Origin of the sequence: Cognatiluteimonas telluris, assembly GCF_011320095.1 — a bacterium.
In the GTDB taxonomy this organism is placed as follows: Bacteria; Pseudomonadota; Gammaproteobacteria; order Xanthomonadales; family Xanthomonadaceae; genus Cognatiluteimonas; species Cognatiluteimonas telluris.
In genome coordinates, this window is sequence record NZ_JAANOY010000012.1 from 1 (window position 1) to 22498 (window position 22498).

The 22498-nt window shown below is 68.5% G+C and carries 18 protein-coding genes; 8 read left to right on the top strand and 10 right to left on the bottom strand.

All coding sequences use genetic code 11. The annotated features are described in order from the left end of the window. Nucleotides 1-209 precede the first annotated feature (209 nt). The gene (locus G7B67_RS07825) at nucleotides 210-650 is read right to left on the bottom strand and encodes a hypothetical protein (RefSeq protein ID WP_166210488.1); all 441 of its coding nucleotides are present in this window, start codon (nucleotides 648-650) and stop codon (nucleotides 210-212) included. Between the two features lie 258 nt (nucleotides 651-908). Between G7B67_RS07825 and G7B67_RS07830 the strand changes: the two genes are divergently transcribed. Continuing rightward, nucleotides 909-1961: an integron integrase gene (locus G7B67_RS07830; protein WP_279303974.1), complete on the top strand. Its 1053-nt coding sequence runs from the start codon at nucleotides 909-911 to the stop codon at nucleotides 1959-1961. A gap of 150 nt (nucleotides 1962-2111) precedes the next feature. Here the strand turns inward: G7B67_RS07830 and G7B67_RS07835 are convergent, their stop codons facing one another. From G7B67_RS07835 to G7B67_RS07845, 3 genes are all read right to left on the bottom strand, one after another. Continuing rightward, nucleotides 2112-2438 carry a hypothetical protein gene (locus G7B67_RS07835; protein WP_166210494.1) on the bottom strand — a complete coding sequence of 109 codons (327 nt, stop codon included), beginning with the start codon at nucleotides 2436-2438 and terminating at the stop codon, nucleotides 2112-2114. Nucleotides 2439-2560: 122 nt separating this feature from the next. After that, the gene (gene mfd, locus G7B67_RS07840) at nucleotides 2561-6106 is read right to left on the bottom strand and encodes a transcription-repair coupling factor (protein WP_166210497.1); all 3546 of its coding nucleotides are present in this window, start codon (nucleotides 6104-6106) and stop codon (nucleotides 2561-2563) included. A 182-nt stretch (nucleotides 6107-6288) separates the two neighbouring features. Beyond that, nucleotides 6289-6837 carry a GNAT family N-acetyltransferase gene (locus G7B67_RS07845; RefSeq protein ID WP_166210500.1) on the bottom strand — a complete coding sequence of 183 codons (549 nt, stop codon included), beginning with the start codon at nucleotides 6835-6837 and terminating at the stop codon, nucleotides 6289-6291. 153 nt (nucleotides 6838-6990) lie between these two features. On the opposite strand from G7B67_RS07845, the gene G7B67_RS07850 reads away from it, so the two are divergent. Next, entirely contained in the window at nucleotides 6991-7905 is a 915-nt protein-coding gene (locus G7B67_RS07850) for a cation diffusion facilitator family transporter (protein WP_166210502.1), read from the top strand. Between the two features lie 45 nt (nucleotides 7906-7950). On the opposite strand, the gene G7B67_RS07855 is transcribed toward G7B67_RS07850, so the two are convergent. Continuing rightward, nucleotides 7951-8808, bottom strand: coding sequence for a 23S rRNA (adenine(2030)-N(6))-methyltransferase RlmJ (locus G7B67_RS07855; RefSeq protein WP_166210505.1), 858 nt, complete (start codon nucleotides 8806-8808; stop codon nucleotides 7951-7953). Nucleotides 8809-8928: 120 nt separating this feature from the next. Here G7B67_RS07855 and creB point away from each other — a divergent pair, with 120 nt between their 5' ends. From creB to creD, 3 genes are all read left to right on the top strand, one after another. Next, a complete protein-coding gene (gene creB / locus G7B67_RS07860; RefSeq protein WP_166210508.1) occupies nucleotides 8929-9633 on the top strand; it encodes a two-component system response regulator CreB in 705 nt (234 codons plus the stop codon). Further along, nucleotides 9634-11073, top strand: a complete 1440-nt coding sequence (gene creC / locus G7B67_RS07865; RefSeq protein ID WP_166210511.1) for a two-component system sensor histidine kinase CreC — start codon at nucleotides 9634-9636, stop codon at nucleotides 11071-11073. A gap of 84 nt (nucleotides 11074-11157) precedes the next feature. Continuing rightward, the gene (gene creD / locus G7B67_RS07870) at nucleotides 11158-12528 is read left to right on the top strand and encodes a cell envelope integrity protein CreD (protein ID WP_166210514.1); all 1371 of its coding nucleotides are present in this window, start codon (nucleotides 11158-11160) and stop codon (nucleotides 12526-12528) included. Between the two features lie 131 nt (nucleotides 12529-12659). Here creD and ppx read toward each other — a convergent pair whose 3' ends face one another. From ppx to G7B67_RS07895, 5 genes are all read right to left on the bottom strand, one after another. After that, a complete protein-coding gene (gene ppx / locus G7B67_RS07875; RefSeq protein WP_166210517.1) occupies nucleotides 12660-14204 on the bottom strand; it encodes an exopolyphosphatase in 1545 nt (514 codons plus the stop codon). Continuing rightward, complete coding sequence (gene ppk1, locus G7B67_RS07880; RefSeq protein WP_166210519.1) at nucleotides 14201-16330, bottom strand: polyphosphate kinase 1; 2130 nt, start codon at nucleotides 16328-16330, stop codon at nucleotides 14201-14203. The genes ppx and ppk1 overlap by 4 nt, the downstream gene beginning before the upstream one ends. Nucleotides 16331-16572: 242 nt before the next feature. Next, nucleotides 16573-17889 carry a phosphate regulon sensor histidine kinase PhoR gene (gene phoR / locus G7B67_RS07885; protein WP_166210522.1) on the bottom strand — a complete coding sequence of 439 codons (1317 nt, stop codon included), beginning with the start codon at nucleotides 17887-17889 and terminating at the stop codon, nucleotides 16573-16575. A 3-nt stretch (nucleotides 17890-17892) separates the two neighbouring features. Continuing rightward, the gene (gene phoB / locus G7B67_RS07890) at nucleotides 17893-18624 is read right to left on the bottom strand and encodes a phosphate regulon transcriptional regulator PhoB (protein ID WP_166210525.1); all 732 of its coding nucleotides are present in this window, start codon (nucleotides 18622-18624) and stop codon (nucleotides 17893-17895) included. A gap of 112 nt (nucleotides 18625-18736) precedes the next feature. Beyond that, nucleotides 18737-20326 (bottom strand): M48 family metalloprotease, encoded by a 1590-nt coding sequence (locus G7B67_RS07895; protein WP_166210528.1) that lies wholly within the window; start codon nucleotides 20324-20326, stop codon nucleotides 18737-18739. 243 nt (nucleotides 20327-20569) lie between these two features. Between G7B67_RS07895 and grxC the strand changes: the two genes are divergently transcribed. From grxC to G7B67_RS07910, 3 genes are all read left to right on the top strand, one after another. Further along, a complete protein-coding gene (gene grxC / locus G7B67_RS07900; protein WP_166210646.1) occupies nucleotides 20570-20863 on the top strand; it encodes a glutaredoxin 3 in 294 nt (97 codons plus the stop codon). Further along, complete coding sequence (locus G7B67_RS07905) at nucleotides 20860-21258, top strand: carboxymuconolactone decarboxylase family protein (RefSeq protein WP_166210531.1); 399 nt, start codon at nucleotides 20860-20862, stop codon at nucleotides 21256-21258. The genes grxC and G7B67_RS07905 overlap by 4 nt, the downstream gene beginning before the upstream one ends. 181 nt (nucleotides 21259-21439) lie before the next feature. After that, entirely contained in the window at nucleotides 21440-22447 is a 1008-nt protein-coding gene (locus tag G7B67_RS07910) for an isocitrate dehydrogenase (protein ID WP_166210534.1), read from the top strand. The last annotated feature ends 51 nt before the right edge of the window (nucleotides 22448-22498 follow it).

Consider the following 22498-nt stretch of genomic DNA (forward strand, 5'->3'; position numbering starts at 1 on the left):
CGCCAGCAGCGCTTTTCTAGCAGATTTCGCGCCACAGCGGCAGTCGGACGAATGCAGCGCGGCGCATAAGCTTTTCCTGAAGCGCCTGGATCGTTCTCGCGGGGTATAACACCTGAATTAAGCCGACTTGCGTAGTGGAAGCGAAAGCGTGGCAAGCTTTTTCTGCCACGCTTTTGCTGGAACGAAGCAAGTTCGGCTTGAATGAACTGTTAGGCCGCGGCCCGTGACAAAGAAGGCCATGCCTGCTGCGTGCCGACAAGATACAGCGTGCCGATGCCCAGGCAAATAACTGAACTCCATGACCAAAACGCTACGCCGTGCGTGCCTGGGGCGGCTGCGGCAAAGATCAGGCCGACTAGCCCGCGGGCAATGTAGATGCCCGCAATGAGGCAAAGCGCCAACCGAGTGAAAGGCAGCCGAGGAATGATGCCCGCACCCGAGAGCGCGAACAGCGACCAAAGAAACAAGACGCTGGCGATGCCGGCGGTGATGATGGCTGGCCCAATCTGCCCGGCCTCTGAAAGTCTGACCATGCGCTCGCCGGCGCCGAAAAACCTGTACCACGAAGCGCCAAAAACAATGCAACCGAGGTGAAGGAAGGCAGCGACTGCGCTACACGCAGCACCGAATGCCAAAAGCGGATTAGCCATAACCTTCCTTAGCGGCCTAACACCTAGTAGACCCCAGTACGGGGTAATTGCCGGAGTTTGTTCATTACTTGGTAGCTGGTCAATCCAGAAAAACCCCACGGCTGGACGGCCTGTCCGCCGACGGCCTTGCCTTTGCCAATCCTGCATTGTTGTTCCAATCGCAGGCGGCCGGGGTGTCCTATGCAAACAGATAAGTTGTATCGGGGTGGGGTCCGGAGCCCGCCAAGCGATGGGGCGGCGACAGGTGAGGAACCGCGGTTGTTGGAGCAGGTGCGCGGCAGGATACGGGCCAAGCACTACAGCATTCGTACCGAGCAAGCCTACCTGCAGTGGATACGCCGGTACATCCTCGCCAATGGCAAGCGTCATCCGCGCGAACTGGACGGGGCGGTGGTCGAGGCCTTCCTCAGCCGGCTTGCGACGAAGCAGCACGTGTCCGCCAGCACCCAGAACCAGGCCCTCTCGGCCCTGTTGTTCCTGTACCGGGAGGTGCTTGGGATCAACCTGCCGTGGATGGAGAACGTGGTTCGGGCGAAAGGGTCACGCCGGCTGCCGGTGGTGTTGTCGCGGGGCGAGGTGGCGCTGCTGTTGCGCAACCTGGCGGGGCGCAACTGGCTGATGGCGAGCCTGCTGTACGGAAGCGGCCTGCGGCTGATGGAATGCCTTCGTCTGCGCGTGAAGGACGTGGACATCGCCCGCAACGAGATCACCGTGCGGGAAGGCAAGGGAGCCAAGGACCGCCGTACGGTGTTGCCGGCTTCATTGCGCGAGGCGCTGCTGCGGCAGATGGAGGACGCGCGCGTGCTGCATGCGGCGGACCTGGAGGCGGGGTTTGGTGAGGTATCGCTGCCATTCGCGTTGGCGCGGAAGTACCCCAATGCGCCGAAGGAGCTGGGCTGGCAATTCATGTTTCCGGCCACCCGGCGCGCGGCCGATCCACGCGATGGCAGGCAGAAGCGGCACCACCTAGACGAAAAGGTACTCCAGCGTGCGGTGTCCATCGCCGCAAAGGCGGCGGGCATCAGGAAACCGGTCAGTCCGCACACGTTGAGGCATTCGTTCGCTACCCACTTGTTGGAAGCGGGAGCGGATATCCGCACCATCCAGGAGTTGATGGGGCACAAGGATGTTGCGACCACCCAGATCTATACCCACGTGCTCAATCGCGGTGCCGGCGGAGTCGTCAGTCCGCTGGATCGATGCGGCGAGTCGACGGCGCCTTACAACGCGCTGGTGCTCTCTGTCCCGACTGAAACCGGTCGTTGCGGGTCGCAGCCGGTACTGAAGCCCTCTTTGGCGAACGCGTCCTAGGGCCTGATCGCCAGATCGAATCTCCGGGCGCGCGGCCTCGCCAAAGAATTCGCCCGGGCGCCTTCATCTGCGCGGTCTTCAACCCCACGCTGTCAGGACGGGTGGGCAGACCGCAGGGCGCCTCCGCAAAGACGAAGGCGCCCCGATTGGTCACTGGCCGAATGGACCGGCTTTCAGCGGCTCCCCCTTGCGGCTGCAGACTGGTGGATTGGTCAGCCCCATGGACAGCCAGTTGCCGCCGTTGATCATGCAGGTGAATTCCTTGCCGTCCTTGGCCTTCAGGCTGGCGTAGGTGTTCAGGCCTTCAACGCGTCGGCTGGCGAGGGTCAGATCCTCCGCCGCGTAGCCGAGCGCAGCGGAGCTTTCGGACCGGATACGGTCGTCGGTGAGCATGGTGTGCGAACTGCCGGCGATGGAGGCGCAGCCGGAAAACAGCAGGGAGGCGGCGCCGAGCGCCGCGAACTTCAGTGATGACATTGAACCGTTCCTTGGTTGTGCCCGAAGACCGGGCGGTGGTCCGGCCATCCAGGCCGGCATGCAATGGTCCACGGGATAGGCCTGCATGGCAAGGGAAAATTCCGATGCCGCCGCGGATGCCGCTACACCTGCAACGCCGCCAGCAATCCGCGCGCGGCCTGCAGGCGCGCTGGGGCATCCGGAAGATCGAGCTTGATCCGGAGCTTGTCCGGCCCATCCATCGCGTAATGCTTCGGCTGTTTCTGGATCAGCTGGATCACGGTCATCGGATCGACATTGGGGCGGCTTTCGAATTGCAATCGGCCGCTGGCCGGTCCCAGGTCGAGCTTGCGGATGCCCAGCGCAGTCGCCTTCAGCTTGAGTTCCGCGATCGCGAACAGGTGCTTCGCCGGATCCGGCAGCAGGCCGAAGCGGTCGATCATCTCCACCTGCAACTCGCGCAGTTCGTCGGCGTCGCGCGCGGAACTGATGCGCTTGTAGAGCGTCAGCCGCGTGTGCACGTCGGGCAGGTAGTCGTCGGGAATGAGCGAGGGGATGTTCAGTTCGACTTCGGCGCCGCGCGCTGCGGTTGCATCCAGGTCCGGCAGCTTGCCCTGGCGGATGCTGCGCACGGCACGCTCTAGCAGTTCGGTATAGAGCGTGAAGCCGACTTCGGCCATCTGCCCGCTCTGGTCTTCGCCCAGCAGTTCGCCCGCGCCGCGGATCTCAAGGTCGTGGGTGGCGAGGGTGAAGCCGGCGCCGAGTTCATCCATCGAGGCGATGGCATCCAGGCGCTTGCGCGCATCGCTGGTGATCGTGCGCTGGTCGGGCACGACTAGGTAGGCGTAGGCGCGATGGTGCGAACGCCCGACCCGGCCGCGCAACTGGTGCAATTGCGCCAGGCCGAAGCGATCGGCGCGATTGATGATGATGGTGTTGGCGTTGGGGATGTCGATGCCCGATTCGATGATCGTCGTGCACAGCAGCACGTTGAAGCGCTGCTTGTTGAAGTCGAGCATCACCCGCTCGAGTTCGCGCTCGGGCATCTGGCCGTGGGCGATGCCGATGCGTGCGTCGGGGACGAGGTCCTGCAATTCGCGCTGCATGCGACCAATCGATTCCACGTCGTTGTGCAGGAAGTACACCTGGCCGCCGCGGGCCAGTTCGCGCTGGAAGGCTTCGCGCAGTTGGGCATCGTCCCAGGGGACGACGAAGGTCTGCACCGCCAGCCGGTGCGCGGGCGGGGTGGCGATGATCGCCAGGTCGCGCAGGCCGGCCATCGCCATGTTGAGCGTGCGCGGGATCGGCGTCGCGGTGAGCGTGAGCAGGTGCACGTTGGCGCGCAAGGCCTTCAGCGCTTCCTTCTGGCGCACGCCGAAACGCTGCTCCTCGTCGACGATCACCAGCCCCAGGTCCTTGAAGCGCACGTCCTTCTGCAGCAGGCGGTGGGTGCCGACGATGACGTCGATCGTGCCTTCGGCGATGCGGCCGATCTCGGCCTTGATCTCCTTGGGCGTCTTGAAGCGCGAGAGCACCTCGACCTTCAGCGGCCAGTCGGCGAAGCGGTCGCGGAAATTGCGGTAGTGCTGTTCGGCAAGCAGGGTGGTCGGCACCAGCACGGCGACCTGCTTTCCGGCGGCGGCGGCGACGAAGGCGGCGCGCACGGCGACCTCGGTCTTGCCGAAGCCGACGTCGCCGCAGACCACGCGATCCATCGGTTGCGAGGAGCCCATGTCGCGGATCACCGCTTCGATGGCAGCGAGCTGGTCCAGGGTTTCCTCGAACGGGAACGTCGCGGCGAACGGTTCGTAGAGCGACCGGTCGAGGTCGATCGCCAGTCCAGCGCGGGCATGGCGGCGGGCCTGGATTTCCAGCAGCTCAGCGGCGACATCGCGGACTTTCTCCGCCGCCTTGCGCTTGGCCTTGCTCCATTGCTCGCCGCCGAGCGAATGCAGCGGCGCGGTTTCCGGGGATGCGCCGGAATAGCGGTTGATCAGGTGCAGCTGCGCGACCGGCACGTAGAGCCGATCGCCCTTGGCGTATTCGATCTCGACGTACTCGCCGGGCGACCCGCCCGCTTCGAGCGTGATCAGTCCGCGATAGCGGCCGACGCCGTGATCCTCGTGCACGATCGGTGCGCCTTCGGTCAGCTCGCCGAGGTCGCGGATGATCGCTTCGGGTTCACGCCCGGTGCGCTTGCGACGGCGTGGCTGGCTGGCGCGCTCGGGAAAGAGCTGGCGCTCGGTCAGGACCGCGATCGCCGGGTCGGTCAGCGCGAAGCCATCGTCCAGCGGCGCCACCGCGATCGCGAACGCGGTGGTGCCAGCGGGCGCTTGCCCGGCGATGGTGGCCAATTCCGGTGCATCCACGCGCGGCGGCGGCAGGAACGCCGGCCAGTCGGGCAGCACCTGCGGTTGCAGGCCGGCGGCATGGAGGATTTCCAGCAGCGCCTCGCGCCTTCCGGCGGTTTCCGCCGCCACCAGCACCCGGCCTGGATAGCTGCCGAGGAAGGATTTCAGCGCATCGGCGCCGGCGTGGTCGCGCACCGCCAGCGGCAGCGGCGGCACCGGCTGGTCGCCCAGCGGTTGCGCGCGCTCGCGTTGCGGATGGCCTTCGCCGCAGACATCGATCCTCACGCCCTGGTTCAGCCGTTCGCGCAGCGATTCCGGCGACAGGTACAACTCCGCCGGCGGCAGCAGCGGACGCTCGACATCGTGGCGGCGCTGCTCGTAGCGCTCGCGGGTCTGCTCCCAGAAGCGTTCGGCCGCCTCCATCGCGCCTTCGCCCAGCACCGGCAGCATGTTGGGGCCGAGGTAGTCGAACAGCGTGGAGGTGTCCTTGAAGAACAGCGGCAGGTAGTACTCGATGCCGGCAGGCGCGGTGCCCGCCTTGAGATCCTGGTAGAGCGCGCTGCGGCGGGTGTCGATGTCGAAGCGCTCGCGCAGCGTGGCCAGCGCGTGTGCAACCGAGGCTTCATCCAGCGGCAATTCGCGCCCGGGGAGCAGGTGGATGGCATCGATTTTTTCCAGCGAGCGCTGCGACTCTGGATCGAAGATGCGGATGGTGTCGACTTCATCGTCCAGCAGTTCCAGCCGGAACGGCTGCTCGGCGCCCATCGGATAGACGTCGAGCAACCCGCCGCGCACGGCGAAGTCGCCTGGATCGAGCACCTGCGGCACGTTGCGGTAGCCGGCCGCCTCGAGCCGGCGCTTCTCCGCATCCAGGTCCAGGCGCGCGCGCAGGGTGATGTCGAAGCTGCCGCCGCTGACGTGGCGCACCGGCGCCAGGCGCTGCAGCAGCGTCTGCACCGGCACCACCACGATCCCGCGGGTGAGCGTCGGCATCCGGTGCAGCGCGGCCAGTCGCTGGCTGACGATGTCCGGGTGCGGACTGAAGCTGTCGTACGGTAGCGTTTCCCAATCGGGGAAATGCAGGATTGGCGGCCACGGCCGGCGCTGCAGCATCGGCACGCCGGCGCCGGCCGGCACGTCGCGCGCCAGCAGCGTGCGCAGGTCGCTCTCCAGTTGCTGCGCGGCGTGGTTGTCGCGCGCGATGACCAGCAACGGACCGTCGTGGGCGATCGCTGCGCGTCCGATGTGGAATGCAGTGGCCGACGACGTGACCGGCGCACGCCAGTACACCCGTTGCTGGCCGGGCTTGGGCAGGGGAGGCGCCGGGGAATTCGACATCGCGCGGATAGGGGGCTTGGCTGCGGCAGGAAGACACGTGCAGCGCCGGCAGCGGGGCTGCCAGCGCGGAGGGCGGCAAGTTTACGCGAGGGGCGGGCCCTGGCGACCAGGGCCCGCGCATGGATCGATGTGGCTTGGGCGATCGCGACGAAGCGTCGACGTGGCGCCCGGTGCGCCGGAGCTCAGACCCGCTGCGGTTGCAGTTCGAGCACGACGCGGACCATGCCCGCTTCGCTGGATTCGGCGCGCTCGAACCCCAGTGACTGCGCGAGCGTGAGCATCGGCTCGTTGTCCTCGAGCACGTCGCCGTAGATGCGGTCGACGTTCTTGCCGCGCGCCCAGCGCACCAGCCGGCGCATCAGGTGCCGGCCCACGCCCATGCCTGCGATGAAGCGGCTGACGAGGATGGAGAACTCCGCATCGCGCCCCCCGGGCATGATCGACGCACGCGCGACTGCGCCCACCATGGCTTCACCCGGCGGCAGCGGCTCGGCGACGACGATGGCGAATTCGCTGCGTGGATCGGGCCGCACCATTTTCTCGGCCTGTTCCGACGACAACTCACCGTCGGCGGGCAACATGCGCATGCGCACTTCGCCAGGTTCGAGCAAGGGGAATGCCGCGCGCAGCGGCATCGCATCGTCGGGGCGGATCGGGCGGATCAGCACGTCGCGCCCATTGGGCAGGTGCTGCATCTCGTGCCAGGGGGGAAGACGGTTTCTCGCGGCCATGTCCCGATGCTGGCACGAGGCAGGTGAAGCCGCGCTCACGTCGGGGCCGGCGCGCGCTTTGCTAGACTGGCCCGCGGTTTTCTGAATGGAAATCGGGCCCTGGACGCCCGGCCCGCACCCACCGGCATTCGCACAAACTTAACGGAACCCCCGATGGCCGGAAGCGGCGACTCGACCCGCGCGATCCTGTTCGCGCTGGGAGCCAACCTCGCGATCGCCTGCGCCAAGGGCATGGCAGCCTTCTTCACCGGCTCCAGCGCGATGCTGGCCGAGACCGTGCACTCGCTCGCCGATTGCGGCAACCAGCTGCTGTTGCTGTTCGGCATGCGCCAGGCGCGGCGGCCGGCATCACCGGAGTATCCGCTGGGGTACGGCAAGGCGATCTACTTCTGGTCGTTCCTGGTGGCAGTGATGCTGTTCACGGTGGGCGGCATGTTTTCGCTGTACGAGGGCGTGCACAAGCTGCAGCATCCCGAGCCGGTGACGCGCTGGTGGTGGGCCGCCGGCGTGCTGGTCTTCGGGATCGTCGCCGAGGGCATCTCGATGCGGGCGTGCCTGCAGGAGGTCGAGAAGCTGCGCGACGGTCGCTCGCTGTGGCAGTGGTTCCGGCAGAGCCGGCAGAGCGAACTGGTGGTGATCTTCGGCGAGGACTTCGCCGCCTTGCTCGGCCTGTGCTTCGCGCTGGTCGCGGTGCTGCTGACGGCGGCGACCGGCAATCCGCTGTGGGATGCGATCGGCACGGTGATGATCGGCGTGCTGCTGGTGGTGGTCGCGGTGCTGGTCGCGATCGAGATCAAGGCGATGCTGATCGGCCAGAGCGTGGACCCGGCGGTGCAGGCGCGCATGCGCCGCTTCCTGGACGATCGCCCCGAGATCGGCAACGTCATCAACCTGATCACGCTGCAACTGGGCAGCGACGTGCTGGTGTCGGTGCAGGCCGAGATGCACGAGGAGCAGAGCGCGCGATCGCTCGCATTGCAGATCAACGATGTCGAGCGCGCGCTGAAGCGGGAATTCCCGGACGTGCGCTGGAGCTTCTTCGAGCCGGACGTCAAGGCCGGTCTGTAGAATTCCGCGCGCACGGGGCTGCGCAGCGACCGCGACCACCCAGCGTCAGTCCGGTGCGCGCAACCACTCGATCCGTGGCGGTGGTGCCTGCGACGCCAGCGCATCGGACAGCGCCGCGAGCGTCTTCACCAGCCCCGTATCGAATCCGAAAGGCGGATTGAGCAGCAGCACACCGCTGCCGTTCATGCGCAGGGGCGAGTCGTCGGGGCGGACCAGCAGTTCCACCACCAGCACCGATCGCGCCGGAAGGCCGGCGGCGTCGCGCTGGAATGCGCGCAGGTCGCGCCGCTGCTTGATCGGATACCACAGGGCATAGGTCGCCTGCAGCCAGCGCCCGAGCGCCTCGCGCAGCGCCGCCAGCGCGATGTCGAATTCAGCCCGCTGTGCCTCGTACGGCGGGTCGATCAGCACCAGTCCGCGCGCCAGGCGCTGCCTGTTCACCACCGGCGGCAACAGCGCCTTGAGCGCGGCGTAACCATCGCGCCGGTGGATCGCCACGCGCGGATCGCCGTCGAGGTTGGACTTCAGCGCAGCCGCTTCGTCCGGCTGCAACTCGCAGCAGGCGATCCGGTCCTGCGCGCGCAGGGCATGCGCGAGCAGCCACGGTGACCCCGGGTAGGCGGCCTCGCCGTGGATGGCGCGGCAGGCGCGGACGGCATCGAGATAACGCGCGATCGCGGGATCGCCGGAGGGCCGGGTCAGCAGCCTGGCGATGCCCTCGTCGGCTTCGCCGGTGCGCCGCGCCGCGTCGGCGTCGAGCGCGTAGAGCCCGCGACCGGCGTGGGTGTCCAGCGCGAAAGCAGGCGCGGGCTTCGCCACCAGCCGCTCGCACAGCGCCAGCAGCAGTACGTGCTTGAGCACGTCGGCGGCATTGCCGGCATGGAAGGCGTGGCGGTAGTTCATGGGTCGGAGCAGGCCGGGTCGGGCAGGGAAGACACGCGATGGAGCGGACAATGAACCTGTGCATGGTAAGCCGCCGGTCCTGCCGTCGCGCTAGGATGCGGCGCAACCGCCGCCACGACCATGCCGATGCCCAGGGTCCTCATCGCCGAAGACGAGCAGGCCATCGCCGATGCGGTGCTCTACGCGCTGCGCAGCGAGGGCATGGACGTCGAACACTGCGTGCTGGGCGAGCAGGCCCTGCAACGGGTGCGGGCCGGCGGTATCGATGTGCTGGTGCTCGACGTCGGCCTGCCCGACCGCAATGGCTTCGAAGTCTGCCGCGCGCTGCGCGCCTTCAGCCAGGTGCCGGTGATCTTTCTCACCGCACGCGATGCCGAGTTCGATCGCGTGCTTGGGCTCGAGCTGGGCGCCGACGACTACGTGACCAAGCCGTTCTCGCCGCGCGAACTGGCGGCGCGCGTGCGCGCGCGCCTGCGACGTGCCGGCGACGGCGCGCCGCGCGCCGCCACGGCAAGTGCCGGCGATGGTTGGGTGGCGCGCGGCGATTTCGCCATCGATACCGACGGCCATCGCATCCGTTATCGCAATGCGCTGCTGGATCTCACCCGCTACGAGCATTCGCTGCTCGCCGCGCTGCTGCAGCGCCCGGGCGCGATCCTGACCCGCGCGCAGCTGCTCGATCGTGGCTGGGACCTGGGCAGCGACAGCGGCGATCGCACCGTCGACACCCACGTCAAGACCCTGCGCGCGAAGCTGCGCGCCGCCGGCGCCGATCCCGATCCGATCCGCACCCACCGCGGCCTCGGCTATTCGCTGGAGACCTGAATGCGCCTGGGGCTGCGATTGTTCTTCGGCGTGTTCCTGATCATCGGGCTGGCGGCGTTCTTCGTGATGCGGGTGTTCGTCGCCGAGGTCAAGCCGGGCGTGCGCCAGGCGATGGAAGCCACGCTGGTCGATACCGCGCACGTGCTCGCGGCGCTGGCGTCCGACGACCTCGCCAACGGAACGATCGCCGATGGCGCGTTTGCGCAGGCGGTCGCGCAGGCCCGGCGCACGCCGCCGCAGGCGACGATTTCCGCGCTGCGCAAGCACCAGTTCGACTACCGGATCTACGTGACCGACGCACGCGGCATCGTCCGCTACGACTCCAGCGGCGAAGCGCTCGGCCGCGACTACTCGCGCTGGAACGATGTGTACAGGACGTTGCGCGGGCAGTACGGGGCGCGTTCGAGTGCGTCTTCGCCCCAGGCCAGCGCCGACACCGTGATGTACGTCGCCGCGCCCGTGCTGCAGCACGGGCCACGGGGCGATCGCATCATCGGCGTGCTCACGGTGGCCAAGGCCAACCGCACGATGGCGCCCGTGATCCGCGCCAGCCAGATGGAGATCCTGCGCAAGGGCGGGCTGCTGCTGGTGTTGTCGGCGTTGATCGGGCTGGCGACCACCGCTTGGCTGGCGGCGGGCATCGCGCGGCTGACGCGCTATGCGCGCGCGGTCGCGGCCGGTGAAGTGGTGTCGCCGCCGGCGCCGCGCGGCGACGAGATCGGCACTCTTGGGCAGGCGCTGGAAACCATGCGCCGCAAGCTGGAGGGCAAGGATTACGTCGAACGCTACGTGCAGGCGCTCACCCATGAAATGAAGAGCCCGCTGGCGGCCATCCGCGGCGCCGCCGAACTGCTGCAGGAACCGTTGCCGGACGCCGAGCGACAGCGCTTTGCCGCCAACATCGTCGAGCAGGGCGAGCGATTGACGACGATGATCGACAAGCTGCTGGCGCTGGCGGCGGTGGAGCAGCGCGGCTGGTTGCAGCAGCGCGAACGGGTGGCGGTCGACGCCTGGTTGCAGGCCGTTGCGCGCGACCTGCAGCCGGTGCTGGCGGCAGGGGGCGTCACGTTCGAGCTCGCGGTGCCTGCGCCAGGGATGGCGGTGGAGGGCGACGGATTCCTGTTGCAGCAGGCGCTGCGCAACCTGCTGGACAACGCGATCGCGTTTTCCCCGCCAGGTGGGCTGGTGACGTTGGCGGCGCGACGTGACGGCGACGACCTGCGGGTGGAGGTGGCCGACCGCGGCGCGGGTGTCCCCGACTACGCACGCGAGAGTGTTTTCGAACGGTTCTATTCGTTGCCGCGTGCCGATGGCCGCCGCAGCTCCGGCCTGGGCCTGCCGTTCGTGCGCGAAGTCGCGCGCCTGCATGGAGGGGCGATCGCGCTGCAGCCGCGCGAAGGCGGCGGCTCGCTGGCGGTGCTTCGGCTGCCTGCGGCCTGACTTCATTCCCGCTTCACCCAGGGCACGCCGCGCGCTCACCGGCGGCGCCGACGCTTGCACCCAATTCCAACAGGAGCGGGCGCCATGCGGATCGGGTTGAAGATGTTGATGGTCGCGGTGCTGACGCTGGCGATCCTGCTGCCGCTGGCGATAATCCGCGGCACGATCACCGAGCGCCAGGCGTATCGGCGCGAGGCGGTGGCGGACATCGCCCGCAGCTATGCCGGCGCACAGACCTTTGCCGGGCCGGTGCTGGTCGTGCCCTACAGCGAGCGGGTCGAAGTCGAGGAGCGCGATGCGCAGGGGTTCTCGCGCAAGGCCTGGCGGCGGCAGGCGAAACAGTGGGTTTTTTTCCCGCGCACCCTCGACGTGCGCGGCCACCTGCAGCCGGGCACCCGCAAGCGCGGGTTGCACGAGGTGCGCGTCTATGAACTGCGCGACGCGGTTGCCAGTGCTGACTTCGATGCGCAGCTGCCCGTCGCCGATCCCGCGCGCGAACGCAGCATCGGCGCGGCCTGGATCAGCGTTTCCTTCGCCGATGTGCGCGGCCTGTTGGGCACGCCGCACCTGTCGATCGACGGCGTCGAACGCCCGATCGCGCAGGGCGCACACGATGGCGCCGGCATCCATGCGCTGCTCGCGGAACCCGCCGAAGGCGCGCGCCTGCGGCTGCGCACGCGGCTGGAATTCACCCTCGGCGGCACCGAATCGCTGGCCCTGGTGCCGCTGGGCGACCGCAATACCATGGCCATCGATTCGAGCTGGCCACATCCGCGCTTCGACGGCAGCTTCCTGCCGCGGACCCGGCGCGTGGATGCGAAAGGGTTCTCGGCACGGTGGGAGGTTTCGGCGCTCGCCACGCGAGCGCAGGCGCAGTTCCTGGCCGGGCAACGGTTGCCTGCGTCCGGCGACCTCGCCACCACGGCGTCGGCAGGCGGCGACGCCGGGCCGGAAGGCATCGATTCGGTGGGCGTGTCGCTGGTGGAGCCGGTGAACGTCTATTCCCAGGCCGATCGCGCCAGCAAATATGGCGTGCTGTTCGTGCTGCTGACCTTCGTCGGCTTCTTCATGTATGAACTGCTGCGGCAGCTGCCGATCCACCCGATCCAGTACGGCCTGGTCGGCCTGGCGCTGGCGATCTTCTTCCTGCTGCTGGTGAGCCTGAGCGAGCACATCCAGTTCGGCTGGGCGTATCTGGCGTCGAGCATCGCCTGCATCGGGCTGCTTGGCTTCTACCTGAGCGCGGTGCTGCGCAGCGCGGCGCGCGGGGCAGGTTTCGCGGCGATGCTCGCACTGCTGTATGGCGCGCTGTATGGGCTGCTGGTCTCGGAGGACAACGCCCTGGTGCTGGGCGCTGGCCTGCTGTTCGCGATCCTGGCCGCGATCATGGTGGTGACGCGCAAGGTGGACTGGTATGCGGTGGGGGAGCGCAGGGTCGGGCTGGCGCAGCGCTGATCAATGGTTCCCGGGTTGGTTGCAGGGCCTTGACTGGCCTCCGCTCGTCATCGCCGGGAACGCTGGATCCAGGACCTCTGCTCGGAGGACTGAAATTAGTACCCAAGCGTACCCCGGGGGCGTAACCCCGGTTACGACTCGATTTCCGTCACCTGCAAGCGCATCCCCAACCCGGCCATCTCCTGCATCTCGGTTTCCAGGTCGCTGCGCAGGAGCGGCCTGGCGTCCAGCCAGCGCGCGGGCAACGCGAGTGCAAGGCGATCGCCGTGTGCGACGAGTTGCAGCGACGGCGGCGCATCGGGCTCGTGCGATCGGTGCAGGACCACGGCGAGCCGCAGCAATGCCGCCGTGCGCCTGGCCGACGCGAGCAGGCGGTCGGGTAGCGCATCGAACGCCGACCTGGGCACCCGTCGCCGATGCGTGCGCACCAGCGCGGCGAGCATGCGCTGCTCGGTCTGTGAGAATCCGGCGATGTCCGAGTGTTCCAGCACGTATGCGCCATGCACCTGGTACTGGCTGTGCGCGATGGCCATGCCCAGCTCGTGCAGGCGCGCGGCCCAGGTCAGCAGCAGGCGATCGTCCGGTTGCAGTTGCCAGTCCTGCGCAACGCGGTCGAACAGGCGCAGCGCGGTCGCTTCCACCTGCGACGCCTGCCCGGTGTCGATGCCATAGCGCAGCATCAGCGCCTGCACCGAGGCGTCGCGCGGATCGGCGCCGCTGCCCCTGCCCAGCATGTCGTACAGCACGCCCTCGCGCAGCGCCGCCTTGCTCACCACCATGCGGTGCAGCTCCAGCGCGGCGAAGGCGGCTTCGAGCACCAGCACGCCACCGGCGATGATCGGGCGCCGCTCGTCCGACAGGCCAGGCAGGTTGATGCGATCGATGCGTCCGGCCGACAGCAGGCGTTCGCGCACCTGTGGCAGCGCTTCGGCCGTCACTGCGCCCTTGGTGAGCTTCAGCGTGGCGCAGATTCCGCCGATCGCCTTGTTGGTGCCCGACGAACCGATGGCCTCGTCCCAGCCCAGGTGGCGATAGACGCCGGCGAACTGCTGGAATTCGGCGGTGACTTCGGTGAGTGCTTCGGCCCAGCGCCTGCGGGTGAGCTTGCCGTCGGCAAAGAAGCGGCGCGTGCTCGCCACGCAGCCTGCCTGCAGGCTTTCGCGTTCGAGCGGTTCGAAGCCGCTGCCGATGATGCATTCGGTCGAACCGCCGCCGATGTCGATCACCAGCCGCAACTGCTCCGGACGCGGCGGCTGTGCATGCGCGACACCCAGGTACACCAGGCGCGCTTCCTCGCGACCGGACACCACTTCGATGGCGTGGCCGAGCGCGGCTTCGGCCGGCATCAGGAAGGCATCGGGCTGGGCCAGCTGGCGCACGGTGTTGGTGGCGATCGCACGCACGCGTTGGGGCGGGATGTCGCGCAGGCGTTGCCCGAAGCGGGCCAGGCAATCCAGCGCGCGCTGTCGTACCTCGGCCGTCAGTCCACGCTTCGCGTCCAGGCCTTCGGCCAGTCGCACCATCTCGCGCAGGCGGTCGACGGTGCGCAGTTGGCCGAGCACGTAGCGCGAGACCACCATGTGGAAACTGTTGGAGCCCAGGTCGATCGCCGCCAGCAGGTCTCCGTCCTGCAATGGCAGGGTCGCCGAGCGCGCGAACAGGTGGGTGTCGTTCATGCCGGCTTGCCCGGGGCCAGTTTTGCCAGCAGGCAGGCCTGTGCCGAATGCGGCTGTTCGCCAGGCTGCGGCGACGCGCGCAGGTAGCGGCCATCGCCCTGCAGCAGCCAGGCGTCGCAGTTGTCGGCCAGGTAGTTGTCCAGTGATTCGGCCTTTACCCGCTCGGCGAGCTCGGGCTCGAGGATCGGGAAACACGTTTCCACGCGCCGCATCAGGTTGCGTTCGAGCCAGTCGGCGCTGGCGCAGTACAGGTCCGGGTCGCCGTCGTTGCAGAACCAGTACACGCGGCTGTGTTCGAGGAAGCGGCCGACGATCGAACGCACGCGGATGTTGTCCGACACGCCGGGCACGCCCGGACGCAGGGTGCAGGCGCCACGCACGATCAGGTCGACCTGGACGCCGGCCTGCGAGGCGGCGTAGAGCGCGCGCACCACCTGCGGTTCGTTCAATGCATTCATCTTGGCGACGATGCGCGCCGGCCGTCCGTTGCGCGCGTGCTGCGCCTCGCGTTCGATCCGCGCCAGCACGCCGGTGTGCAGTGTGAATGGCGATTGCAACAGGCGCTTGAGTTCGACCGCGGGCGCCAGGCCGGACAGCTGCTGGAAGATCTGGTGCACGTCGCTGCCGATGTCCGCATCGGCGGTGATCAGGCCGATGTCGGTGTAGGCGCGCGCGGTACCGGCATGGTAGTTGCCCGTCCCCAGGTGCACGTAGCGCCGCAGTGCATGGCCTTCGCGACGCACGATCAGCAGCATCTTGGCGTGGGTCTTGTAGCCGACCACGCCATAGACCACCTGCACGCCGGCCTGCTGCAGGCGGTCGGCGAAGCCCAGGTTGGCTTCCTCGTCGAAGCGCGCGCGCAGCTCGACGACCACGGTCACGTCCTTGCCGTTGCGCGCCGCCTGCACCAGGTGCTCGACAACCTGCGATTCGCGACCCGTGCGGTACAGCGTCTGCTTGATCGCCAGCACGTTGGGGTCCTCGGACGCCTGGCGCACCAGTTCCAGCACCGGGGTGAAGGCGTCGAAGGGATGGTGCAGCAGCAGGTCGTCGTCCTCGATGCGGTCGAAGATGGCGTCGATGCCGCCGGGGTTGCGGGGCTGGAAGGTCGGGTATTTGAGTTCAGGCCGCTGCACCAGGTCATAGACCTGGATCACCCGGTTGAGGTTGACCGGCCCGTCGATCCGGTACACGGCGTTTTCCGGGAGTTCGAAATTTTCCAGCAGCGTGCGCACGATCGGCTTGGGGCAGTTGGCCGCGATCTCCAGCCGCATCGCGCGCAGGTAGCCGCGGCCGATGAGCTCGTCGCGCAATGCCAGCGCGAGGTTCTCCACTTCCTCCTCGTCGACGATCAGCTCGGAATTGCGCGTCACCCGGAACTGGTAGGCGCCCTTGACCTCCATGCCCGGGAACATCTCGTCGACGAAGGCCGACAGCACCGCCGACAGGAACACGAAGTCGTGCGGCCCGCCGGAGACCTTCTGCGGCAGCTGGATGATGCGCGGCAGCGAGCGCGGCGCGCGCACGATCGCCAGGTGGCCGGCGCGGCCGAACGCGTCCTTGCCCTTGAGCACGACGACGATATTGAGCGACTTGTTGAGGATCTTCGGGAACGGATGCGCGGGATCCAGCCCCAGCGGCGACAGCACCGGCATGATCTCGTTGCGGAAATAATTGCGCAGCCAGCGCGACTGGCGCTGGTTCCAGCGGTCGCGCGCGAGCACGCGCACGCCGGCGTCGCCCAGCGCCGGGCGCAGCACCTCGTTCCAGCAACGGTATTGGGCGTCGACAAGTTGCGCGGCGCGGTCGTGGATGCGGTTGAGCACGACCGCAGGCGACATGCCGTCGGCCGCGACCGGCAGGCCGAAATCCTGAGCGTGGCGCACGGTGGCGGCGCGGATCTCGAAGAACTCGTCGAGGTTGGTGCACGAGATGCACAGGTAGCGCAGGCGCTCGAGCAGCGGTACCGCCGGATCCTGCGCCTGCGCCAGCACGCGGAAGTTGAAGTCCAGCTGCGACAGTTCGCGATTGAAATACAGCGACGGCTCGCGCAGCGGATCGCCTTCCGCTGGCTGGGAGGGCGCGGGTCGGGATGTCGGTCGCTTGCGCGGCGGGAGGTTGGCCATCGGCGGCATTGTAGGAGCATGCGACGTGCAGACCGGATGCGGTGGGGTCGCGGCAGTCAATCATTAGCAGATGTGGCGCACGCCGGTGCGGGATGCGCGCGGTAGGTGGACCGCGCGGCCCGGATAAGGCCACAGGCCGCATCCGGGAGCCGATTGATTGCAGCGCCGGGTGTTGCCTCCCCGGGTGCGCTGCGCTTACCCGGGCTACGACATCACGGCCGGAGGCAGGTGCCGTGTCGGGATCAGTTGGATCCAGGCTCGCGATGCTGCACGCGTTCGGGCGGGAAACGGCAGGCGAAGCGACTTCCGCTGCCCGGCTGGCTCTCGATCGCCAGGTCGGCCTGGTGCAACTGCAACACGTGCTTGACGATCGCCAGCCCCAGCCCGGTGCCGCCGCTCTCGCGCGAGCGGCTGGTGGAGACGCGATAAAAGCGTTCCGTCAGGCGCGGCAGGTGTTCGGCGGCAATGCCGCGGCCGCTGTCGCGGACCCAGAGCACCGCGCCGCCGTCGGCACCGGCTTCGAACCCGATCCGGATGCTCCCACCCCCGGGCGTGTAGCGCACCGCATTGCTGACGAGGTTCGAGAAAGCGCTGTGCAGTTGTTGCTGCGAGCCCAGGAGGTCCAGTGGGGCGGCATCCTCGACGATGATGTCGTGGCGGCCCTGGCTCAGCGCATGCGCTTCGTTGCGCAGCGCGGCGAGCATCGGCTGCATCGCGACGCTGTCGTCGGCAATGGTGTCCTGCGACTCCAGTCGGGACAGCGTCAGCAGGTCGTCGACCAGTTGCGTCATGCGTTGCGATTGTCGCTGCATCTCCGCCAACATCGGCGCCCAGGCGGGCAGCTCGGCGGGGTCGAGCATTTCGAGATAACCATGGACGACGGTCAGCGGCGTGCGCAGTTCGTGCGAGACGTTGGCGACGAAATCCCGGCGCATGCCCTCCAGCCGCACCAGCTTGCTCACGTCGCGCGCGACCAGCAGCCACAACTCGTCCGAATACGGCACCAGCCGCAGGCTCAGCCGCAATTGCGGCGACATCGGCGACGCAATGTCGGCGATCGGTTCGGCATGCCGGCCCGAGGCCAGCCAGTGCGCGATCGACAAGCCCGGCAGGCGCTCCCCCAGTGCCGCATCGATGTCCGCGGGCGCGACCAGGCCGAGCAGACGCGTCGCAGCCTGGTTGAACCAGACGATGCGCTGGTGGCTGGGCTCGACCACCACCACCGCGTCGGGCAGCGCATCGGCGGCGGCGCGATAGGCCCGCAGTAGCGCGACCAGCTTGCGGTTACGCACCCGCGCTTCCTGCTGGCCGCGATGCAGCAGGCGCTGCAGGCGCTGCCAGCCGCCACGGCCGTGGCCGACCGGCGCATGGCTGCGCGCTGACAGCCGCTGCAATACGCGCCACAGCGACCATAGCTGCCAGCCGGCCAGGGCCAGCGCGGCCATCGCGACGAACGCCCATGGCCTGCCGGCCAGCCAGCCGGCGATGGCCGCGACCACCAGCAGCAGGCCGCTGCCGGCCAGCGACCGCCACCAGGCGGCGTCGTCGGCGTCGCGCATCCGTCAGGCCGTCGCCGAGAAGCGATAGCCGCTGCCGCGCACGGTCTGCACCATCGCGTCCACGCCCACGGGTTCGAGCGCCTTGCGCAGCCGGCGGATGTGCACGTCGACCGTGCGCTCCTCGACGTAGACGCTGCCGCCCCAGACGTGGTCGAGCAGTTGTCCGCGGGTATAGACGCGATCGGCGTGGGTCATGAAGAAATGCAGCAGGCGGTATTCGGTCGGCCCAAGCCCGAGCGGCATTTCCGCGATCGCGCCCGCAGGTGCCGCGCCCGTGCCGTCCACGGGCTGCCCGAAGACGCGTTGCGCGACGCCATCGATGCGCAGCCGGCCGACGCGGACGCTGCCGTCGGCTTCGTCCTCGCGCGAGCGCCGCAGCACGGCGCGGATGCGCGCCAGCAGTTCGCGCGCGGAGAAGGGCTTGACGACGTAATCATCGACACCAGCCTCCAGGCCGCCGACGCGGTCGTTCTCCTCGCCGCGGGCGGTGAGCATGATGATCGGGATGTCGCGCGTGAGCTCGTCGCGACGCCACCGGCGCGCCAGCTCCAGGCCGCTGGTCCCCGGCAGCATCCAGTCGAGCAGGATCAGGTCGGGCAGTCGTTCGGCGATCGCCGCACGTGCCTGGGCCGCGTCGCCTGCCTGCACGGGCGCGTAGTCTTCCTTGCGCAGCGCGAAGGCGACCATGTCGCGGATCGCGGGTTCGTCGTCGACGATCAGGATTCGTTTCTGCATGGGTTCGCGGCGGCCCGCTGGCGTTGGGCGCGGGCGTCATTGGACGCCACCAGCATGACAGGCGCATGACAGCGCCGCGAGGCGCCGTGCCCGTGCCGGCCGAGGCGGCGCCTTACGGCGGATCGAGGTCCTTGTCGCGGACGCCCTGGCGACGCAGTTCGAGCACCGTCGGGGTGATCGCGGCGATCCTGGCATCGATCCGGCTGCGCGCGTAGTAGTCGACGTCGCTGCGCTTTTTCAGGGTGTTGAGCTGGACCAGCGCCTGCTCCGGCCGGCCGTTGAGGTAGGCGGCCTCCGCCCAAGCCTCACCCGCCCGCACCGGGTCGCCGGCGATCTCGCTGCTGCGCGCGAAGGTCTGCTGGAACACGGGATCGTCGCCGGCAGCGGCCAGCAGCGGCCGCAGCACTTCCTGCGCGCGGCGTCCCGCGGCGGGGGTGTTGCGCTCGTCGAGGATGCCGGCGTAGGTGATCGCGATGGCGCGATTGCCGGGCATGCGCCGCAGCAGTGATTCGAAACGGGCGTCGGCCGCGGCCGCATGGCCGGATCGGGCTTCGGCCTGGGCCAGGGCCAGCGTGACCCAGACGTCGCCGGGGTGCGCGTCGAGCAGTGGCGACAATACGCCGGCGGCGGCGCTGGCGTGGCCATCCAGCAGGTGGGCCAGCGCCAGGCCATAACGTTGCGGGTCGTCCAGCGCCTTGGCGGCGCGCAGGCGCTCGTATTCGCGGACCGCCGCCGATGGCGTGTCGGCGCTGAGCACGCGCAGGCGTTCGCGTGCCCACGGGAACTGGCCGTCGTCGCCCGTGGCGGCGACGGCGCCGAGGGCGAACGTCGCGGGCAACAGCGGATTGTCGATCGCACTCGTCTCCGGCACGAACGGCTTGGCGGCGCCGGCCAGTTGCCGCGCGCGTTCGCGCGCTTCGCTGATCCGGGTCAGCGTCACCGGGTGCGTCTGCAGGTAATCGGGCACGCGCTCGCGCTCGCCGCCCTGGTTGCTGCGCACCACCCGCTGCAGCTTCTCGAAGAAGTCGGCCATCGCTTCCGGGTCGAAGCCGCTGCGCGCCAGGGTGCGGATGCCGATGCGGTCGGCTTCGGCTTCGCTGCCGCGGGTGTAGTCGATCTGTCGCTGCACCATCAGTCCCTGGGCCCCGGCCATCGCCGCCATCATCGCGTTGTCGCCCGAGCTGCTGTGCGAGGACTGCGACACCGCGATGGCACCGAGCATGGCCAGCAGGATGGGCACGCTGTCGTGCTGCGCCCGTTCCACCGCGCGCAGCACGTGCGACTGGGTGACGTGGGCGATTTCATGCGAGAGCACCGCGGCCACCTCCGCCTCGCGGTCGGCGGCGAGGATCAGCCCGGAATTGACCGCCACGTATCCGCCCAGGGTGGCGAAGGCGTTGATCTGGCGGTCCTTGAGCAGGAACAGGGTGAACGCCTGGTCCGGCTTGTCGCTGGCCGCACCGAGCCGGTCGCCCAGCGACTGCAGCCAGCCGGTGAGCAGCGGATCGTCCAGGGTGAAGCCGTAGTTGCGCAGCTGGCTCAGCGTCATCTGGCCGTACTGGGCCTGCTCGGTGGGCGACAGCACGGTGGCGGCGGAGGATCCGATATCGGGCAGCTGGCCGTCCTGCGCCCGCGCGGAACCGCCCGACAGCGCGCTGGCCAGGGCGAATGTGAGCGCGGTGACAGTCAGGGCGTTACGCATCGGAGGCTCGCTGCGGGGGGAGGTGGCGCCCGGCGAGGATGGGCGCGCGGAGCGGGAAGGGGGTGAACAACGTGTTAACCAGCGTGGGTTGCCTTGGATAATCGCCTCCGCGCCCTCTTGGGTGGGCGACCACCCCATGGCCCCGCGGGCTCTGGACAGGTCGATCGGGGTGGGCCGGGTGGAAATCAGCCGGGGACGACCGCATATTCGACCTCTTCGCCGCGCGCGAGTTTCCGGAGTCCACTGTTGAGCCAGCCAGCCCCTGCGGCGCCGAGCGCGCCGATCACCATCTACACGTCGGCCATGTGCGGCTACTGCATGGCCGCCAAGAACTTCCTCAAGAGCAAGGGCCTGGCGTGGGAAGAGATCCGGATCGACCTCCATCCGGAGCAGCGCGAACGCATGCTCGCACGCGCCCGTCGCACCAGCGTGCCGCAGATCTTCGTCGGCGAGACCCATGTCGGCGGCTACGACGACATGATCGCGCTGCATCGCGCGGGCAAGTTCGAGCCGCTGGTCGGCGGGGCGCAGCCATGAGCGGCGCGGACGAGGGCAGCGACGACCGGATCGCGGAGTTCACCCGCTTCCGCCAGCGCATGAACGAACGCATCCTGGCCGAGCCCAACCAGGTCGTGCGCCGCTTCTTCGCGCTCGACACCCAGACCTACCAGGCCGGCGCGCTCGACGCCAAGACCAAGGAGCTGCTTGGCCTGGTCGCCTCGCTGGTGCTGCGCTGCGACGACTGCATCAGCTACCACGTGGCGCAGTGCAAGGAGGCCGGGGCCAGCCGCGACGAGCTGTTCGAGACGTTCTCGGTGGGGCTGGTGGTGGGCGGCAGCATCGTGATCCCGCACCTGCGGCGCGCGGTGGATTTCCTGGATCGGCTGGAGTCCGGCGAAAACGTGGCCAGGCCCGCGCACGACCACGGGTGAGCGGCGTCGGCGCGGAGGGTTGGGGTCCGCTCCCGGCCGCTCCACGGACCGCCGGCGCGCCACCAGCCAGTGCGTAATCCGTGATGCCTGGCCTGCATCGGCTTGGGTCGAGCCACGGCCTTGCGGCATAATGTACGGCTTCGCGACGCCGCATTCGCAGGCGTCCCAGCCGGAAACCTGAATGACCAACACCATCACCGTGATCCGTGGCGACGGCATCGGCCCGGAAATCATGGACGCCACCCTGCACGTGCTCGATGCGATGCAGCTGGGGCTGGCCTATGAATTCGCCGACGCCGGGCTGGTCGCGCTGGAGAAGCATGGCGAACTGCTGCCCGCCGCGACCATGGATTCGATCCGCCGCAACCGGGTCGCGCTCAAGAGCCCGTTGACGACGCCGGTGGGCGAGGGCTTCTCCTCGATCAACGTCGAACTGCGCAAGCGCTTCGACCTGTATGCGAACGTTCGCCCGGCGCGCTCCTACCCGAACACGAAGTCGCGCTTCCCCGACGGTGTCGACCTGATCACCGTGCGCGAGAACACCGAAGGCGCCTATATCGGCGAAGGCCAGTCGCTGTCGGAAGACGGCGAGACCGCGCTGTTGACGCAGAAGGTGACCCGTCGCGGCTCTGAGCGGATCGTGCGCTACGCGTTCGACCTGGCCCGGCGCACCGGCCGCAAGAAAGTCACGGTGGTCCACAAGGCCAACATCTTGAAGTCGACGTCCGGGCTGTTCCTCAAGGTCGCGCGCGAAGTCGCCGCGCAGTACCCGGACATCCAGTGCAACGAGCTGATCGTCGACAACTGCTGCATGCAGCTGGTGATGCGGCCCGAGCAGTTCGACATCATCGTGACGACGAACCTCTTCGGCGACATCATCTCGGACCTGTGCGCCGGCCTCGTCGGCGGCCTGGGCCTGGCGCCGGGGGCCAACATCGGCACCGATGCGGCGATCTTCGAAGCCGTTCACGGCACCGCGCCGGATATCGCCGGCCAAGGCAAGGCCGATCCCTGCGCGCTGCTGCTGGGCGCGGCGCAGATGCTCGACCACCTGGGCCAGCCGGAGCAGGCGACGCGCCTGCGCGCGGCGATCGTCGCCACCCTGGAGGCGAAGGATTCGCTGACGCCCGACCTGGGTGGCAGCGGCAACACGATGTCCTTCGCCAAGGCGATCGCGACGCGACTCTGAATCGGAATCGGTCGCAACGAAAGGGCGCCTTGCGGCGCCCCTTTTTTCTGC

Bases quoted from the DNA above. Each gene is read 5' to 3' on its own strand.
- G7B67_RS07825 (WP_166210488.1), bottom strand. From the start codon at position 650: ATGGCTAATCCGCTTTTGGCATTCGGTGCTGCGTGTAGCGCAGTCGCT.
- G7B67_RS07835 (WP_166210494.1), bottom strand. From the start codon at position 2,438: ATGTCATCACTGAAGTTCGCGGCGCTCGGCGCCGCCTCCCTGCTGTTT.
- mfd (WP_166210497.1), bottom strand. From the start codon at position 6,106: ATGTCGAATTCCCCGGCGCCTCCCCTGCCCAAGCCCGGCCAGCAACGG.
- G7B67_RS07845 (WP_166210500.1), bottom strand. From the start codon at position 6,837: ATGGCCGCGAGAAACCGTCTTCCCCCCTGGCACGAGATGCAGCACCTG.
- G7B67_RS07850 (WP_166210502.1), top strand. From the start codon at position 6,991: ATGGCCGGAAGCGGCGACTCGACCCGCGCGATCCTGTTCGCGCTGGGA.
- G7B67_RS07855 (WP_166210505.1), bottom strand. From the start codon at position 8,808: ATGAACTACCGCCACGCCTTCCATGCCGGCAATGCCGCCGACGTGCTC.
- creB (WP_166210508.1), top strand. From the start codon at position 8,929: ATGCCGATGCCCAGGGTCCTCATCGCCGAAGACGAGCAGGCCATCGCC.
- creC (WP_166210511.1), top strand. From the start codon at position 9,634: ATGCGCCTGGGGCTGCGATTGTTCTTCGGCGTGTTCCTGATCATCGGG.
- creD (WP_166210514.1), top strand. From the start codon at position 11,158: ATGCGGATCGGGTTGAAGATGTTGATGGTCGCGGTGCTGACGCTGGCG.
- ppx (WP_166210517.1), bottom strand. From the start codon at position 14,204: ATGAACGACACCCACCTGTTCGCGCGCTCGGCGACCCTGCCATTGCAG.
- ppk1 (WP_166210519.1), bottom strand. From the start codon at position 16,330: ATGGCCAACCTCCCGCCGCGCAAGCGACCGACATCCCGACCCGCGCCC.
- phoR (WP_166210522.1), bottom strand. From the start codon at position 17,889: ATGCGCGACGCCGACGACGCCGCCTGGTGGCGGTCGCTGGCCGGCAGC.
- phoB (WP_166210525.1), bottom strand. From the start codon at position 18,624: ATGCAGAAACGAATCCTGATCGTCGACGACGAACCCGCGATCCGCGAC.
- G7B67_RS07895 (WP_166210528.1), bottom strand. From the start codon at position 20,326: ATGCGTAACGCCCTGACTGTCACCGCGCTCACATTCGCCCTGGCCAGC.
- G7B67_RS07905 (WP_166210531.1), top strand. From the start codon at position 20,860: ATGAGCGGCGCGGACGAGGGCAGCGACGACCGGATCGCGGAGTTCACC.
- G7B67_RS07910 (WP_166210534.1), top strand. From the start codon at position 21,440: ATGACCAACACCATCACCGTGATCCGTGGCGACGGCATCGGCCCGGAA.